Consider the following 17,818-nt stretch of genomic DNA (forward strand, 5'->3'; position numbering starts at 1 on the left):
CGGAATTCGAAAAGTGAGATATGCGAGATGAAAATGAATTCAAAAGTACTTGCTGATACTGCATTGAACCAAGTTGATAACGTAGGCTACTACCTGTCTGTTTACGGTGTAACGGATAAAGTAACTCGTCATACTTTGATGGCTGGCGTGTTTGAAACCATGCAGCGTTATAACGGTCAGAAAGAAAGTTTACAGGTTCGTGTAAACACAACTCGTGTTCGCGTTGAACAAGGCGTTGAAAGCCTGAAGCAGCTTAATCTTACCAAGCCAGAAGGCATTCAGAATCTGACGTCTTTGGTTTCTAAGCAAGTGGACCAGGCAGGTAAATCTGCTGAGTCGTTAGCGGGTAAGTACATTCCGGCTGCGAAACCACTTGTGTCTAAGTTGAACCAGCTTCGTGCTCGTATCATCTAAACCGCATGAAACCGGGTTGAATTCTTTATATTATTCAATCCGTGTTTTCTGAATAATTTACGCGTTTTAAAAGCTATCTTAGCTTGCTGATTACGACGTAAAATATTCCAAAGGCCTCTGTTCTGGAGGCCTTTTTAGTTTCTGAATTATCTTCCAAATTTTATTACATTCGAGAGTTTTATGCAGTCTCAACGATCCGGGGCATTTCACCTGTCTATGGTGTTATTGGCTTTTTTTTTCTGGGGTATAACGCCGCTCTATTTTAAATGGCTGGCGCACATTTCTGCGGTCGAATTAGTGGTACATCGTGTCATTTGGTCCTCTTTTGTGCTTTGGGGGCTGCTCTACGCTTCGGGATTGTGGTCGGCTTTTCTTGATGTTTGGAAGGAGAAAGGTGCTCGTACCCGGCTGCTGTTCACCAGTGTTCTGATTACCGGCAACTGGCTGGTTTTTGTCTATGCTGTGTTGACTGGTCAAACGGTGGAAGCGAGCTTAGGTTATTACATTAACCCCTTGGTGAGTATCTTTTTGGGGGCGATATTTTTAAAGGAACAGCTAACACGACTCCAGCTTCTGGGTGTTTTGATGGCGTTGTCCGGGGTTGTCGCTGAAATTTGGACGGTCGGCTCGCTTTCCTGGGTGGCTCTGTCTCTGGCCATCAGTTTCGCTGTGTACGGATTATCGCGCAAGAAGCTGACGCTTCACCCTATGGTTGCCCTCTCTGCCGAAACCACCTGGATGCTGCCTGTCGCGCTGTTGGTTATGATTGCAGGCACCGCTACCGGCGACTTTGTATTCTTTGACGGGGTGGTGGATTTCAGCCTGCCGTTGATGCTGGCCGGCATAGTGACGGTTGTGCCTTTATTGTTGTACGTGACCGGGTTGCCTGGCGTCACTTTGATCGTTGCAGGGTTTGCCCAATACATTGCGCCATCGATGGTGTTTATTCTGGCGATCACTTTGTTTGGTGAAGAGGTCCCCACGCAGCGGTATTACACCTTTGGCTTGATATGGCTGGCATTGATTATTATTTCGCTGGAAGGCGTGGTGAAGATGAAACGTTCTAAAACAAAACTGTGAAGTGAAGAGTCATCCGGCAAGGAAACCGGATGACCGTAATTTTAGATTTTAACCATACAACGCATTTAACTCTTCACAAATGATGGCGATGCCCTTTTTAACCTGTTCCGGAGACTGGGAGTAATTAATTCGTATGCACTCCTGTTGATGTTTCCATTCTGGGTCTTCTATGCCGGGAAAGAAGTATTGACCCGGTACGACAATCACTCCACGGGCTTTTAATCGTTCGTACAGCGTTTGGCTGTCCACCGTCAGGTCTTTGCACCACAACCAAAGAAACATAGCGCCTTCGGGTTTGTGAATACGCACCGGCAGGTCTTGTAAACCCGTTTCGAGTTGCTCAACCGCCTGCTTGCAACGCTCTTGGTAGAAGGGTCTGATCACTTCTTGGCTGAGGTGTAAAATGCTGCCAGACTCAATCAACGGCAGGGCCAGTCTTGCTCCGATGCTGTTGGTTGCCAGGTTCATGATGGCATTGATGTTGCTCAGTGCGGTGATGATTTCCGGCTTCGCTATGACTATCCCTGTTCGGGCAGCAGGCAGCCCAAACTTGGACAGGCTCAGGCACAGAATGATGTTGTCGTTCCAGACGGGCGTCGCCTGACTGAAAATAATATCCGGGAACGGGGTGCCATAAGCGCCGTCGATGATTAGCGGAATATCATGCTCTTTTGCCAATTGGTTCAGGTGTTCCACTTCCTCGTCGGTGACCACGTTGCCCGTCGGGTTTGTGGGTCTTGAGACACAGATAGCAGCCGTCTCGTTTGTTATTTCCAGAGCATTGAAATCAACACGGTATTTAAACTGGCGGTCTCCGATCAGTTCTATGTCTGGCTTGAAGGCTTTAAAGAATGACTTAGAGAGTCCTGCGTCTGCGTAACCAATGTACTCCGGTGCCATAGGAAACAGAATGTGTTTGTTTTTTCCGTCGCTCTGTTCGCCAGCCAATAAATTGAACAGCATAAAGAAGGCCGATTGGCTGCCGTTGGTCAGGGCAATATTATCTTCTGTAAGTGACCAGCCAAATTCGCTCTTTAAGAGCTTGGCAAGCGCGTTTCGAAATGTTTTTTCACCTTGTGGCGTGTCATAAACACCGATCAGTTGCTGCAGTTCGTATTGGTCTTCCGCGATATCGACTAAACGTTTCTTAACGATATTTTCAATTTCGGGAATGTGTGCCGGATTGCCGCCCCCCATCATTATGATGTCTTTGGCGTTTGGATCGGCTAAAGCGCTTCCCAAATCATCCATCAAATTAAGAATGCCTGACTCACCGGTAAACTTTTTCCCGAAGGAAGAAAAACTCATATCACTTTCCTGTTACTGCAACAATTTAAAAAGGCCATATTGAGGCGTTAACTATAGACAATCGAAATGGAAACCTGACCACAAATTCATTTTTTTGATGCTATAGCGGGATACTACGATGATTTGTATTTATTCGTCTATTTTTTGCGTAACAGATTGTAAGGGCGCTTGTTTATCATCGCTAAAGGACGGCTTTAAACTCAGATAAAAAGTGCACAAAAAAGGGGCTGTCGAAGCGAATCCCATGTGAAATATACACATATGACCTGTCAACCCCAAATTAGATATTTAATATTAGAAAAAAGTATGTAAAAAATGCTTTTGAATCTATTGACATTTATAAGTTGTTGATAAATAAGGGGTAAATTAACTGGTTAAAAAATGATCAATTTGACCTGTTTGTACCATTTATGACGCTTTGGAGGCATTTTTAATACAAAATCCACAAAGTTATCCACAGAATGTGTGGAAAACAAGCTGAGAGCCGCAGAACTCAACAGCTTTGCGTTTTTTGTGCATTAATTGACTAATAATTTGACGGAAATAGCGATCACCACTGTCATAAAAATGGGCTTAATGAGTTTGGCCCCTTTGGCAATGGCCATGTGCGCGCCAAGCCAGGCGCCGATTAATAAAAACCCTCCCATGGACAGCCCTAATAACCAGTTGACCTGGCCCAATAAAGCGAAGGTGATGAAGGAAGTGATGTTGCTAATGAAGTTCATTGCCCGGGCGTGGCCGGAGGCCTGTAACAGGGATTGGCGATAAAGCAGTAAATTTGAAACGACCCAAAAAGAACCTGTGCCCGGCCCCGCAATGCCATCATAAAAGCCGATGGCGGTGCCCTGGGTGATCTTGACCTGATGGCTTTGCGGTGCTGGAGGTCGGTGTTGATCAAGGCTTGAGTAGTTCTGGAACAACATATAGATGGCAACACTAATAATAAGGACGGGCAATACCTGATTTAAGAATTCTATGCTGATCAGAGTGGCGCAAATGGTGCCAAATACTGCGCCTGTGAGCGTGGCGACTGAGGATAAGTACCACATCTTAGGCTGGAACACGCCCTGGCGAATAAAGACCAGAGTGGCGGTAAAAGAACCAAAGGATGCGCAAAGCTTATTGGTGCCAAGCGCAAGATGAGGCGGTAGCCCGGCCATTAACAATGCAGGTATGGTAATGAGACCGCCGCCGCCAGCAATGGCATCAATCATTCCGGCACTGAAGGCTGCCAGAATTAACAGCAACCACAGTTCCGGGGTGATTAAAGAGGAGGCTGTGATGAACTCAAGAGCGTTTGTCAGTAATGTAATCAGTTCTTCGATGATGGTACGTTCTCCAGGCAAACAGAAGGATCAGAGCGAAAAACAGGGTTTCACCCGGAGCTCTTAGGATTGCCGAGAATAACGAGATTACAGATCGAGTCAAGTTCAGCAGGGCAGGATGGTCTTGCATCCAGACGACCGCTTTTGGGGAGGCTTGATAGTAATAATTGATCAGTTCGCCCCCGCCGGGCAATTTTGCCAATACGTTGTCCCTGAACTGCCTTAGTGTGGACAAATTCTGGTGGCCGTTTGAATAAACGGCAGATGCGATGAAGCAGCGACTGTCACTGCCTGAACTGGAGGAAGTGGTTTCACTGGCACTGACGGAAGCGACCCGTGCAACGATTTCCCCGTTAACTTGGTTGTCCAGGTCAAATTCACTGCCGTCCTCCACCAATATGCTGGCGGTTTCGCTGGCTACCTGGCTGTTTGCAATCTCGGCAGAGCTTAGCCATTGATTGTTGTTATTGGCCAGATACACGTCGGTGAATTGGCCGTTGGCTGAATCGTTAATGGTCAGCGTAATTTCGCTGGTTTCTGAAGCTGATACAGGCAGGTCTGAAATCAATATCTGCTGGACAAGCTGAACGGATAGACCGCTCAACGAGCTGAAATTATTTAATGACAGCGCCTGAACACTGCTCAGTGTTCCTGTCGAGGCGGACATCTGAATGGTCAGACTTTGCTGATCCGTCAGCTGCATAATGCCCGCTGAAGAATTGTTGACGGTCATGGTAAAGGGTTTTTCGTCTTCGTCACTGCTGCCGTTGGGCTGGAAGGTTATGGAGAAATTAAATGTACCGATTGATGTGACTGTTCCGGTAATTAAGCCACTTTCGGAGAGGCTCAGGCCTGTGGGCAATGCGCCGGCAGTCAGCTCATAGTCACCACTGGAACTTGCGGCCAGCTGTATTTTAATGTTGCTGCCAAGGCCGACACTGGGCAGCGTTTCAGTCAGCCAGTAACTGAAGCTGTTGGCGTCTTCAGGTTGGGTAATGATGGTCGAACTGTAAGCCGAAGATTCGGTGGTGACGTTGCTGGTTCTTGGGTGTACATAATCGTAACCCCCCCGGATTCGATAATAATAACTGACACTCTCATCGACGGTGTCCTGGTAGACATTGGCAGGGGCGCTCAAGGTGGCTATCTCTGTAAAGGCACCACCAGGTTCTCCACGCTCGATCCGCACTTGGTCTGCGTTGAGCGGTGTGCTCCAGGAGAGGGTTACCTGAGTTTCATTGCGGGTGAACGCTAAGTTACTCGGAGCGCTGATGGTTCGTTTGATGAATAATTGGTTGGAGCTGCTGCTCGGGCTGTGCAATTGGAAAATGCCGGATTTGGTTTCATCAGGCAAAGTCACGTTTAAACTCTGACTGGTGTGATTATTAAAACTGGTGAATTCTGTCTCTTGCTCTCCGGAGGTAAGAGGCTCAGTAAAGGTGACTCTGTTGACGGTGTTTAAATCGTAACCGAAAAGTTGGTAGCTGCCGTCGTTTGCCGTCGCCCGGAATAAAGCAAGTGGCGCAGTCCCCGAGTTGACTAATGACGCATTTGCATCCAATACCACGGGGGACACCATTTGCCAGTCCAAATCGGCCGACGGCGTTCCTGACGCCAAAAGCCCTGCTTTAATTGAAACATCTGATTGGGTATTTTCAGCTAACATGAGCGCGGCGACTCCACTGACCAAGGGGGCCGACATTGAGGTGCCTGTGGAATTTGCGTACTGACCGTTTTTCCAGGTGCTGAATAAGCTGACGCCCGGTGCTGCAAAATCCACTGATTCTGAGCCAAAGTTACTGTTCGTGTGCAGGGCACCTGAGCCATTTACATTGGCGATGGCCATCAGGTTATCGTAAGAGTTTCGGAAACTGGCGGGATAAACCGGAGTCTGATCATTATTGGAAGCAAAATTACCGGCTGCGGTAACGATTAAAATACCTTGCTGGTTCGCTTGTTCAACAACGGATTTGAGTGTGCTGCTGAAGCTGCTGATGGTGAGGGAGGCGTTAACAATGTCTGCGCCGTTATTTATGGCGTACAGGATGCCTGCCGCGACGTCACTGACACTGCCCGAGCCTGTATCTCCAAGACTTTTAACTATCATCAGCCGGGCGTTCCAGCACGCGCCGGTTACGCCCGTTGCGTTATTGCCTTGTGCGGCAATGAGTCCGGCCACGTGGCTGCCGTGGCCAAAGCCATCGTTAATTTGATTGTTGATGCAGCTGCTTCTGACGCAGGCACCATTGATGTCATCAATGTAGCCATTGTTGTCGTCATCTATGCCGTTGTCGGGAATTTCGTCGGTGTTCTGCCAGAGGTTCGTGATAAGGTCGGGGTGATCCACATCAATGCCGGTATCAACCACAGCGACGACGACATCACTGCAATCGGTTCTGGCGTCCCAGGCGTCGGTTGAGTTGATCTGAGTGTGGTGAGCTTGATTGAAAGCATTGTCGATAAAGCTCTGGTCATCGGGAATCAAACTGACTTGCGCCCGTTGGTTTTGTTCTGCGCTGATGATTTCCGGGTGCTGTCTGGCGGTTAATAAAAGTTTGGTCAAAGAAGCGTTTTCAGGCGCTTCTATGGTTGCTGTCCAGTGATTGCCAATTTGGATGACTTGAGTCAGCGGTATTTGGCTGGATTGAAAATGAAAGCCATGCAGGGCCGGATCACTTCGCCAGGTCGTTATGATGGAGTCGGCATGTACAGTTAGCTGGAAAAAACTCAGGTAAATCAATGTTAAGAGTACAGCTATGAACTTGAAAGGTTGATGCGCCGTTCGGCAGACTGAAGGTCTGAAAGAAAACAAAGAAGAGAGGGCTTTCAATGATGTGTCTGATTGCATAGGGCTTGGTTTCCTTTTGACCCAGTGGCCAATTCACGCTGATAAAGACTGCTTTCAGATAGAGTTTTGACTTTGTTCGAGTTACTAATAACGGTAGTTCAAATACGCGAAGTTGAATGTATGAAAACGTAAACAGAGCCGCCGAACGGTCATTCGATTTGCGTCGGCGGTTCTGGATAAATTTGGCCCTGAACGATTACAGGGCCGGTATTGCATTATTATTCTGACTGAACAACCACTTCAGTATCAGAAAGTAGGTCTTCAAGGGAAAACTCCATTTGAGAAGCGGTCATGGTGAAGTCATGTAAGCAGTATTCACCGTCACCTGTCTCTTCCCAACCAGTCGGGATGATTTCCAGGGTGTCGTCGGTGTCATCAACTACACCATCCAGATCTTCACAAACGTCGGTTTGGTTAACTTCGTCAAAGGTACAGGTCCAGTTTTCAAAGACGCCCACCTCAAACTGTTCAACCACACCATCGCCGTTCAGGTCATCACCAGAGACCGTGTCAGGAATGCCATCCTGGTCGGTATCTTCCAGGAAGTAACTGTGGTTCCAGGTGCCTCCTTCCCAGGAGCCTGCTTCTTCTCCCTCACCTTCTACCCAGACGTATTTAACGAACACGCCAGAGAACATTTCCTCAATAGGGCTACAGTTTTCGCCATTTTCGGTAGCGGATGCCTGTGCGGTTAAGCCTGCGGCAGATGCTGCTTGAGCCGCCATGATGGAAGTGACCGGGTCGATTTCAGGAACGATATCTTCTGGTACTGTTGGGACATCCAAGCCTACTTGTACTTCGCTGAACTCAAACATAAACTCAATGATGGTACCCGTAATGGTCGTACCACCAGTGACCGTAGGCCCATCGACTTGATCTAAGCGATTGCCGTCATCCGGGAAGGTGGTGGTGCCACTGTCGGTTTCGAAGTCCAGGAAGGTAACTTCTTCTTCGCCTTCTAATGTCTGGATGAGCTCGGTATGAACGTCTGCTCTTTCAAAGCCATCGCCCCAGTCCAGAGTTACCGTAGTGCCATCGGTGGTGATTTCAGGGTCTTCAAATTGGAACGGTACGGTTGCCAGTCCACCCTCGATGTCCAGTTCATCGTTGCCCATTTCATCTTCGATGGAAAACTCTGCGAACATTTCACCGAGATTAAACACGTTCATATTACCTGTGTCAGGCGTGTACTCCTGAAGTAATATTGCTGGGCCACTGTGTCGCTCAACGCAATAGTACCCCCCTTCAGGAAGTTCGCCATCCGCCACATTACACTCGTTGTCTGTGGGTTCGTCGAACCAGAAAGCCACCGTTTCTTCTGCCGGATCATTCGCATCTTGTTGTCGAATCATTGGAACGTGTAACGAAGGACCCATGGTTTCAAGCATGACTTCCTGGACAATTTCATCAAAGTCGTCATAAGGGTCAATCTCGAATTCATCAAATGCTGCGGTGGCGCCACTGGCCGGATTTTCAAGGTCAGAGTTGAATTCTTCCTCAAACGTTGGGCCACCGATGATGTGCATACCTATGATGGGTTGATCGGTCAGCTCTAACAAATCCGCCAGGGTTTGGTCGCCGTCTTCATCCGGGTTTAAATCAATGACTTCATCGTTATCATCCGTAATGAGCTGGTTGAGCAGCTGCAAACTGAACGCTGTTTGATTGGTCCAGGTTGCATGCACCAGGTTCAGTTCAATGCTGTGGCTGCCTTCGTCCAGTGTGACAAAGCTGGTGGTGGCCGATATTGGCGGTGTATCAAAATCCGGGTTGAGCGATTCAAACTGCAGTGCTTCGACCCGGTAGGTGCCCGGCACTAAACTGAGGGACACGGACGGGGAGCCTGCGGTGAGTAAGGCCTCATTGACCACAGGTTCTTCTTCAGGGAAACATTCCCACTCAGGGACTTCCTGATCCTGTAAACATTGAGCCGTAAATTCTGCGACCTCTAAGGCTTCATCAATGCTACCTGCATCGGATGCGTGAAACAGGATGCTGATGGATTGAGCGTTACCATCAATCGCTGCCGCTTGAGCCGACTGAGGAAAGGACGCTGAAATATTGACGCTTGAAGACGCCGCCACCGAGTCACTGGATGAACCGCCACCGCCTGCACTGCCTACAGAATCCGAGCCAGAACCGGAACCGCCACAGCCGGTTACAGCCCAAGCTGAAGCGATACATACTGCTAGTAATTTCATTTTCATAACTAATCTCCTTGAAAGAGTTTGCCTGAATGGGTTGGAGGCAAACTCTTGATTTCTCTCGTTATTGGTTTAATTGAGGTTATTGAACGATCACATCTGTATCACTCGGAACACTGATGACATTAATTACAACGGTAGCGGTCGCCGTTTTCGTGGCTTCATTACCTTCAGGGCCATCCCGAACGGTGACTACTGCGTTATAAGTGCCTTTCGGTAATGTATCTGCCGGTATCTCCAGAGCGTTTCCGGTGGCTGTAATTTCCGTTCCGGTCACTGCCCATGAAATATCCAGCTGTTCTGCTAGCGTTAGGTCATCTGTTACTTCTGCAAAAATAAAGATGTCCTCCGCGTTATTGTTGTTTTCGTTGGTCAGCACATTTTTGATGTCAGGCACTATGATGACCGGCGCTTTATGCCCTTTGACCTGATAGGTGGTTGTCCGGGTGGACGTGTTATTCATTTCATCCGTAACTTCCACGCTGACGGTGTAGGTCCCGGCTTCAAGCGTACCGGACTGAACCAACAGTTGTGCGCTGCTACCGGTGATTGGCGTGCCTGAGCCATCGCTGGCGACGAGGTTCCAACTGAAGGTCAGGTTCTCCGGTGCCGTAAAGTCATCATCGACAAAGGCTTTGAAAGTAATGTCTTTGATGTTGCCCGTACCGCCATCAATGGCTTGAGCCGGCGTTGAGAAGATACTGCCAATGAACGGTGGTTCATCTGCCTGTACCAACAACGTCAGGGAAGCCGTTTTGGATTCAGGGTTACCCTCCGTTGGTTGATCCGTCACCGTCACCGATACCACAGTTTCACCAGCGCTGGTGGTTGTAACCACGCATTGATTGGTGGTCGAGGCCGTATCACAACCCGTCCAGGCGTAGCTGAGTGGGTTAGCATCCGGGTCAAAGGCAGAGACTGTGATGGTGGCGATATCACCTTCGCGGAACTCCACAAACTCGTTCCGGCCAACGATGATGCCATTCAGCAAACCTCCAAAAGCGCCGTCCACTTGGAAACTGTTGATGCGTGGCGGCTTGTTGCCCGCAGGATCAACGGTAATCACGATGCTGGTGCTACTGGTGTTGTTGGTGGCCTCGCTGTCGTCGGTGGCAGTGAAGGTTAAGGTGTGTTCGCCTACCGTATCTGGGGTGTAACTGAACTGGCCTCCAGGGGTTGCCGGCGCGGTACAGGTTCCGCCTTCACAGGTGGTTGCGGTTATGCCGGTAACGGTGCCGTCCACATCAAAAGCAAAGACATCAATCAGCGCGGTTCTGCCGTTGATCATGCGCCAAGGTCCAAAGGCCCAGATTTCCGGTGCCGCATTCTCAAGCTGGATGTTGACGGTTTGCTCGCCGTCCACATAATTGTCGGACTCGACTGCGAAGTCCTGCCCGGCTACGTAGATGGTTGCATCCAAATCGCACGGAGTGCCAACACGATAGGCGCCTTGGTTGTTGGAGTTGCCCCAATTAAAGAACTGGTCAGAGGCATTCAATTCAAACCAGAAGAACGGTGCCGGATCGCCATTGGATTTGGTGATCGTTCCACGAACCACACATTGCAATGGGTTTTCGAGCGTTGCATCAAAGGTCAGTTCAATGTCGCAGCCTTCTTCTTGCGGAGGATCAACATCGGTTGGAGTAAGTTGCTCAAATTGCCCAGAACGTTGATTCCAAACCTGATAGGTGAAGCTGTTAATATCTACACCCGAAGCAAGCACGGTGGAGAAGTCCACTTCGCCCTGATCCACGTAAGCCCACTCCCAGCCGGTACTGGACTGAATTTCCAGGTTGCCATTAAATGGCTCTAAGTCGTCTTCGTCCTGGCCGTCGTAATTGATGGTGCCGGTCAGGCATAAGTTTTGAGCTTCACTGATGGGGCGAATTGGCCAGTCCAGATTGACCCACTTCACCCATTCGTTGCCTTCGGTGACGGTGATTTGTACAAACAGATCCGGAGTGGTGATGACATCAGGAGGAATGGTGCCGTCATAAAGGTCATAATCCTCACCACTTAATACGACCAAAGTACCGTTACCCGCAAATTTCCAGCCGTTGCTGTAAATATAAATGGGTACCTGAACACCGGCGGTATTCGGGTCGGTATCTTCGGTGATGGTGTCGTAACTTTCGGTCGGGACATTGAGCGTCATGACCGCTGCGTCACCTTCCGCTGCTGCATTTGCCCCCGAGGTGTTGCCACAGTTGCTGTCAATGGTCAGGTTGTCGCCGTCCTGGTTTTCAAGCTTCACCTGACTGAACACGGATGACACCAAACGGTAGTTTTCATCGTTGGATGTGCCGCTCAGGTTAATGCCTGAACCGCCGGCGGTATCGTCACCGGTGCCTTCAAAGCTGCCAGGGAACGATTGAACGTCGGTTTGGTCGTTGGGGTCAAAATAGGCCACACGCGCGGTAACGGCGGTGGTTTCAACCGGGACACAATCTTCCGGAATCTCCATGTCGAGTAAGGTGTCGCTGTCGGCAGAGGCTCTGGCGTCTGCGAACTGTTGTCCTGCCACAGCAGCCACTTCACCATTTTCGTACTGGATCAAACCCAGACGGAAGCGGCGGTCGCCAGACGCAGTAACCGCCAGTTGATCCCGACTTTGAGTGACCACGGTTTCCTGACCAAGCAAGGAACGTAATGACAAGGCCGCGCCAGACTCAAAGCCTTTTTTGAAGACTTTTTCGCCCACGATGTAGCCGTCTTTTTGCATGGTGACTTCAATGCGGGTTAAAACACTGTCGGTTGAGTTCTGAACGGTGGGAATGTTGATGTTGAATAAACCGTTTGCATCCGTTTTCGTTACAACCCGGAAGATTTCAGTGCCTGCCTGATTCAAGCCAATCACAATGATATCTACGCCGCTTAACTTGACGCCCTGGGCTGCTGTTGCAGCCGTTTGAGTGCTGCCAGAGGAGCCAGAAACGGTACCGCTGACGGTCATGTCTTCAAAGACTTGCAGGGTTGGGTCTGGCTCAGGTTGGTTGTTTTGCACCAAGGTGGTCAGGTCGGCGTCCGGATTGGTGCCTCGCGCCGTGATGGACAGCGCGGTGGTGTCATCCAGGAACGTATTGAGGGTTGTTGCCGTTTGAGTGGCCAATAAATTCTCTGAAATGATTAACAGTGATAAGTCACTGCTGATTCGATCAAGGCTGATGCCATCACCGTCTGAATCATCAATATCAGAAAGCAGGGTGAAGGCGGTGTTAAAGCCTAAAGCGTTCTGAGCCCCGTTAATGCCGGCTAAGCTGGCGCTATTGGTGATGTCGGTCAGGCTGAACGACGAATTGAAGTCGGTGAGCAAAACAGGAAAACTGTCGTTCGCAATGGCGTTCGAAATGGTCGTGGTAAGATCCCCCGCGACCGTAAGCCGATAAAACCCATCATTCAAACCTGTTGTGGAAACAGAGGCCTGGGCAGGTGCCAAATCGGGATCAATGGTGCCATCACTCTTCACATAAAAAAGGAAAAACTGGGTTTGACCGGAGACAGCGGCAGCGTAGGCCGGGCTGAATAATACGTTTTTAATGGCTCGGTCGAACTGTATCGAGGCCGTCTGAGGCGCCTGACTCGGATCGCACGATGCCGTTGCGTTACTGTTATCCACGCAGGCCGTAAAGGATGTGGAAACAGGGTTGGATAAAACTTTCGATGAGGACTTCGAGTCGTTATCGCAACCCTGTATTGCGAGCACAGAGGCTGCAAATAAAAAGGGTAATATAGGTTTTTTGAGCATTCCGGTCACTCCCTAAATATCTTGGAATAGCTTCTTATTTTCTGCCTGTTGCAATCAGAACAGGGGTCGAATTTTCAGTATAGAAACGTAAAGCGAGCCGATATTCGGGAGAGGAAGGTTATTATTTTTATTGATTATTTGGTCAAAAAAATAGTGTTATGTTTTTCAGTGGGTTAATGAGTGATAGGGGATGTTTGTAGGAAATTGACTATATTAAATATAGGTTTTAGGCGTACACAAAAAGTTCTGTTTTGCTGTAGAAATTAGCAGTAAAAATTTTTTGAGAAATTGGCTGCTAATTTCTGTTTTTAAGCTATAAGCAAACGCTATTGTATTTTAAATCGAACAATAACGTTCTTTAAATTGGCCACTACGTTCGTGAGTTCTTTACTGGAATCGGCACTCACTTTGGCTGCGGATGCGACCTGATCGGACAGTTGGCTGATGGTGACTATGCTCTGATCAATGCTGTGGGCTGCCGAGGTTTGCTCTTCGGTGGAATGAGCAATTTGCTGGTTGGTTTCGGTAATGGCGGATACCGCTGAAACGGTCGCCATAATAGTGTCATTGGCTTTTTGAGCGGCCAGTTGGGTTTCATCCACTTGTTGTTGACTGGACTGCATTTGAGCAACGGCGGCCGACACGCCTTTTTGAAGGTTTTCAATCATGGTTTGGATTTCATTGGTGGAGTCGCCGGTTTTTTGTGCCAGAGACCGAACTTCATCGGCAACTACAGCAAACCCCCGTCCTTGCTCACCGGCGCGCGCGGCCTCAATGGCGGCGTTCAGCGCCAGGAGGTTGGTTTGTTCGGCAATGCCCCGGATAACGTCCAGAACACTGCCAATTGCCTGACTGTTTTTTGCCACTTGCTCAATGGATTCAACCCCGAGCTGTACCTGACCGGACAAATCCGCAATGTTATTGGAGGATTGGCTGATGATTGTGCGGCTGGTGTTGCAGTGGGCTTCGGCGTCGTTGGCTTGATGTACGGCTTCTTCGGTGTGGTCATTGATGCCTTGTACCGTGACGGCCATTTCATTGCTGGCGGTGGCGACCATGTCCGTTTGAAGTCGTAGCTGTTGGACGCTGTCGCTGGTTTGGTCACTGATCTGACGGCTTTGTTCTGCGGCGTCCGAAAGCTGATCCGCTTCATGAGCCAACTGCTGAATGATGCCCTGAAAGGTGGTCAGCATACTGTTGATGGCATCGGCAATTTCGGCCACTTCATCCCGGCTGCTAATCTTGATGCGGCCGGTCAGATCCGAGGTTTTTTCGATTTTACCGATGGTGCTGGTGAGTTGGCGGATGGGGCGGGTCACTGAAATGGCCACCAGAATACCCACCACAATGCTGAACAAAGAGGCCGCAATGAGAATAACCAGCATTTGATTTTGCATGGTTTTGCCTTCTTCGATGTTGGCCTGGCTGGCTTCACGAACTTGTTGCACTGCCGATTGTACTTCTTTGCCTGCGTTAAATACGCCATCACTGGATTCTTTCACTGCAATGGCGGATTGCTCAAGAATGGTCTCGAACATGGCGTTCATGGCGGCGCTGTGGGACTGAGATTCACTGACTTTGGATTTGATGAGTCTTGATTCGGCTTCTTGCTTATTTAAATCAATGGCTTCCTGAATGGTGGTGTTGAAATCATCCAGATAGATGGCGACCACATCGGCGGCTTCGCCTAACTCTTCATCGAGGTCGATGATTTTTTGGAGGTCGTCCCGGAGCTTTTGCTCTGCGTTGTCGGCTTCCTGAATGGAACGGCTTTCTGTGGAAATGGCCGATTCCAGTCGCCAGGTCAGGTAGCTTGAATAGTTCGAATAAGCACTCAGCGTAATGGCCTGCAATTCCATTTTGGACTTTTGTAAATCCAGCAGTGCATTTTGCTTTCCTACGGCCTGATCCTGGCTGTCGAGGTACGAGTTATTCGCTTCAATGCGCTCGATAACCAAAGACATGTGATGAATTAACCAGCCAAATGAGCACAGTAAAATGATCAAAAAGCCAACGTTCATGGATAAAGTTTTGAAGAAAATGGACAGTTTCATTGCCGTACTCGTTAATTAATGTCTTTACTGTTATCGACAGTTTGAATATTTTGATTAACCAATACTAAATCATGATTAGTTGATCATGAATTAGTACTACTAAAGATTAGTTGGTTCTGAGGAAGTTTTTCTTGTATTTGATTAAAGGCGCACAAGTATTCAGTCCGGTTTTTTTGGGACAAAAAGATGTTCTCATTGCAGGCTCAAAAATTGTCGCCATGGCCGAGCCGGATTCGATGTCAGTGGACGGTGCGTCGATGTATGAAATAGACGGAAGCGGCAAGATTCTAATGCCCGGTTTGGTGGACTCTTTGGTGCACATCATTGGCGGCGGTGGCGAAGGTGGCTACACCACCCGAACGCCGGAAATGCATTTGTCTGATGCGGTATGTGCCGGTGTGACAACCCTGGTCGGGGTACTGGGAACGGACTCGATCACCCGAACCTTAACCAATCTGTTAGCCAAAGCGAGTGCGTTGCAGGAAGAAGGGGTGACGGTTTACTGCCACACCGGCTCCTATCAGGTGCCAGCCAGAACCTTATTGGATGGCATTGATCAGGATTTACTATTGATCGAGAAATTCATCGGGGTGGGGGAAGTTGCGATCTCCGATCACAGATCCAGTCAACCGACCAGGCAGGAATTGGCTCGTTTAGCATCCCAGGCCCGGGTTGGCGGTATGTTGTCTGGCAAAGCAGGGATAGTTTCCGTGCATGTGGGGGACTCGGAGACTTGTTTACAGCCAATTCTTGACGTGGTCAGTGCTACGGACATTCCAATCCGGCAGTTTTACCCCACTCATATTAATCGCTCGCAACCACTGCTTGATGCCGGTAAAGGCTATGCTCAATTAGGTGGTTATCTCGACTTAACCGCCAGTACGACCCCGGAAATTCTGGCTGCAGGCGAAGTGAAGTGTGCAACGGCGTTATCGGAATTGCTGGCTTCCGGTGTGCCTGCGTCGCAAATTTCCCTCAGTTCAGACGGTTTTGCCAGTTTGCCGGACTTTGATGAGCAGGGAAATCTGCGAGGATTAAAAGTGGGCGATTTAGCCAGTCTGCTCAATGAGATGCGAGATGCGGTTTTCATCGAAGGCGTTGCTTTGGAGGACGCAATTCGGGTGGTGACTCAATCACCGGCGGATATTTTAAAGCTTCATAATAAGGGGCGTGTTTGCGTCGGCAGTGATGCCGATGTGTTGCTTCTGGATGAGTCTACTTTGACACTGGAGACGGTTTTTGCGCGCGGTGCATTGATGATGCGTGATAAGCGCCTTCTAAAGGCCGGTGTCTTTGAACAGGACAAATTAAGCTGATGACCACCGAACTGAAACAATACGTTGTGGTGTTATTGCCGGGTTTCTCCAACCTGGTGCTTGGCTCGGCCACAGCCACCGTCATGGCAACCAACAGCATTCTCGGTGAGGACATGTATGAACTTCGCTTTGCAGGTTTTCAAACCAAACAGGTGATGGCAGAAGCCGGTAATCTAGCGATGGTGGAAGATGTGTTGGACATCGATGAGGGGCATGGCCTGTTGATTTGCGGTGGATCGCCGGTGTCTTACCAAGCCGACTCCGGGTTGGTGCAATGGTTGCGTGAAAATGCCTATCGCTTTGGGCATGTGGCCGGGTTGGCTACCGGTGGCTTGGTGCTTGCTGAAGCGGGGTTGTTAAATAATCATCGCGCCGCCATTCACTGGTGGGATGACGGGTATTTATGGGATAAACACCCTCAGGTGCGCCATGTCTCAGACAGCTTTTCGGTGGATCGGCAACGGGCTACCAGTCGTGGCGGCACGTCGACTATGGATATGATGACATTTTTGTTGGCCAGAGATCATGGCCCGGAGTTAGCAGAATCTTTGGCTCAGCACTTTATTCGAGCCCGAGTAGGCGGAACGCCAAAAACACATCGGCAGCTGTTAACGGCTCAGCAAATCAGTGAGCAACCTAAGTTGCAAAGTGCCGTGGAGTTGATGGAAAGCAATATTGAAGAACCGTTAACGACCGATGACATTTCAGGCCATGTGGGTGTGTCGCGTCGTCAGCTGGAACGGTTATTTCGAAAGCATTTGGAGTCCGTGCCGTCGAAGTATTACCAACAAATTCGTTTGGAGCATGCGCGGAGTTTATTGCATAAGTCTGACCTGAGTATTATGGACATCGCTCAGCAGTGCGGCTATTCCTCCGGTGCTCACCTGAGCACCAGCTATCGAAATACGTTTGGGATGACACCGAGCGAAGAGCGCCGCAGAAAAACCATTTAAGAAGGCATTCTATAATTAGCAGGCAATACTCATAACTAGCGGACTAATGCCCAGTATTAGCAGACCAACTCCCGTTCACTTTCTTGAGCCGGCCTCAGTGTTGGTATTCTTTCAACGAACTGACTCTTCACCTGTTTCTCTAAATGAATCGCCAACGACAGTGCCCGATCCAATTTAGGGTACAGGTTTTTAACCGGCAGTTGTTCGATGTAAATGTCACGAATGTCCAGAAATAACTTTGCAGCGATATTTAGGTAATATCGGTGGTTTTCGCTTTTCAGGATGTTGAGGGACTTCCGGATTTCGTAAAAGGTTAAGCTTTGTTGATTCAGTACCGCATCAATCGCTTCTATTTCACGCAATAGTTCTTGTTCAGTCACGTCCATGCGCATGAGGTGTTTTCCTGTATATTCTCTGGGTCTTTTTAAAACGAATTATTTTTAATAGTTATATGAGGACAGAGCTTCTTCATCGATCACCAGTAAATATGACCATTTGATGACCTCTGTCCAACATTGAGTATGGTTAGAAGCAGAGCAAAGGCAAATTCCGCTAAGGCACTATTTTGTAA

General features: G+C 49.0%; 11 protein-coding genes. 4 read left to right on the forward strand and 7 right to left on the reverse strand.

The genetic code is table 11. The features are described 5' to 3' along the window. Positions 1-33 precede the first annotated feature (33 nt). Positions 34-414 (forward strand): hypothetical protein, encoded by a 381-nt coding sequence (locus ABD744_RS12775; RefSeq protein WP_344798891.1) that lies wholly within the window; start codon positions 34-36, stop codon positions 412-414. Positions 415-594: 180 nt separating this feature from the next. Further along, entirely contained in the window at positions 595-1,494 is a 900-nt protein-coding gene (rarD, locus tag ABD744_RS12780; RefSeq protein WP_344798892.1) for an EamA family transporter RarD, read from the forward strand. 48 nt (positions 1,495-1,542) lie between these two features. Here the strand turns inward: rarD and ABD744_RS12785 are convergent, their stop codons facing one another. The 6 genes from ABD744_RS12785 to ABD744_RS12810 form a co-directional block, all read right to left on the reverse strand. Then, positions 1,543-2,802 carry a valine--pyruvate transaminase gene (locus ABD744_RS12785; protein ID WP_344798893.1) on the reverse strand — a complete coding sequence of 420 codons (1,260 nt, stop codon included), beginning with the start codon at positions 2,800-2,802 and terminating at the stop codon, positions 1,543-1,545. A gap of 518 nt (positions 2,803-3,320) precedes the next feature. Continuing rightward, a complete protein-coding gene (locus tag ABD744_RS12790; RefSeq protein ID WP_344798894.1) occupies positions 3,321-4,148 on the reverse strand; it encodes a TSUP family transporter in 828 nt (275 codons plus the stop codon). Further along, a complete protein-coding gene (locus ABD744_RS12795) occupies positions 4,090-6,975 on the reverse strand; it encodes a S8 family serine peptidase (RefSeq protein ID WP_344798895.1) in 2,886 nt (961 codons plus the stop codon). The genes ABD744_RS12790 and ABD744_RS12795 overlap by 59 nt, the downstream gene beginning before the upstream one ends. Before the next feature lie 218 nt (positions 6,976-7,193). Next, entirely contained in the window at positions 7,194-9,182 is a 1,989-nt protein-coding gene (locus tag ABD744_RS12800; RefSeq protein ID WP_344798896.1) for a hypothetical protein, read from the reverse strand. A 79-nt stretch (positions 9,183-9,261) separates the two neighbouring features. Then, positions 9,262-12,924 carry an Ig-like domain-containing protein gene (locus tag ABD744_RS12805; RefSeq protein WP_344798897.1) on the reverse strand — a complete coding sequence of 1,221 codons (3,663 nt, stop codon included), beginning with the start codon at positions 12,922-12,924 and terminating at the stop codon, positions 9,262-9,264. Between the two features lie 326 nt (positions 12,925-13,250). Continuing rightward, positions 13,251-14,978 carry a methyl-accepting chemotaxis protein gene (locus ABD744_RS12810; protein ID WP_344798898.1) on the reverse strand — a complete coding sequence of 576 codons (1,728 nt, stop codon included), beginning with the start codon at positions 14,976-14,978 and terminating at the stop codon, positions 13,251-13,253. Positions 14,979-15,109: 131 nt separating this feature from the next. On the opposite strand from ABD744_RS12810, the gene iadA reads away from it, so the two are divergent. Then, positions 15,110-16,294 (forward strand): beta-aspartyl-peptidase, encoded by a 1,185-nt coding sequence (gene iadA, locus ABD744_RS12815; RefSeq protein ID WP_344798899.1) that lies wholly within the window; start codon positions 15,110-15,112, stop codon positions 16,292-16,294. Further along, entirely contained in the window at positions 16,294-17,247 is a 954-nt protein-coding gene (locus ABD744_RS12820) for a GlxA family transcriptional regulator (protein ID WP_344798900.1), read from the forward strand. Before iadA ends, ABD744_RS12820 begins: the two co-directional genes overlap by 1 nt. A gap of 56 nt (positions 17,248-17,303) precedes the next feature. Here ABD744_RS12820 and ABD744_RS12825 read toward each other — a convergent pair whose 3' ends face one another. Next, the gene (locus ABD744_RS12825) at positions 17,304-17,639 is read right to left on the reverse strand and encodes a hypothetical protein (protein ID WP_344798901.1); all 336 of its coding nucleotides are present in this window, start codon (positions 17,637-17,639) and stop codon (positions 17,304-17,306) included. Between the last annotated feature and the right edge of the window lie 179 nt (positions 17,640-17,818).

It is taken from the genome of Litoribacillus peritrichatus (assembly GCF_039537985.1).
Classification (GTDB): domain Bacteria; phylum Pseudomonadota; class Gammaproteobacteria; order Pseudomonadales; family Litoribrevibacteraceae; genus Litoribacillus; species Litoribacillus peritrichatus.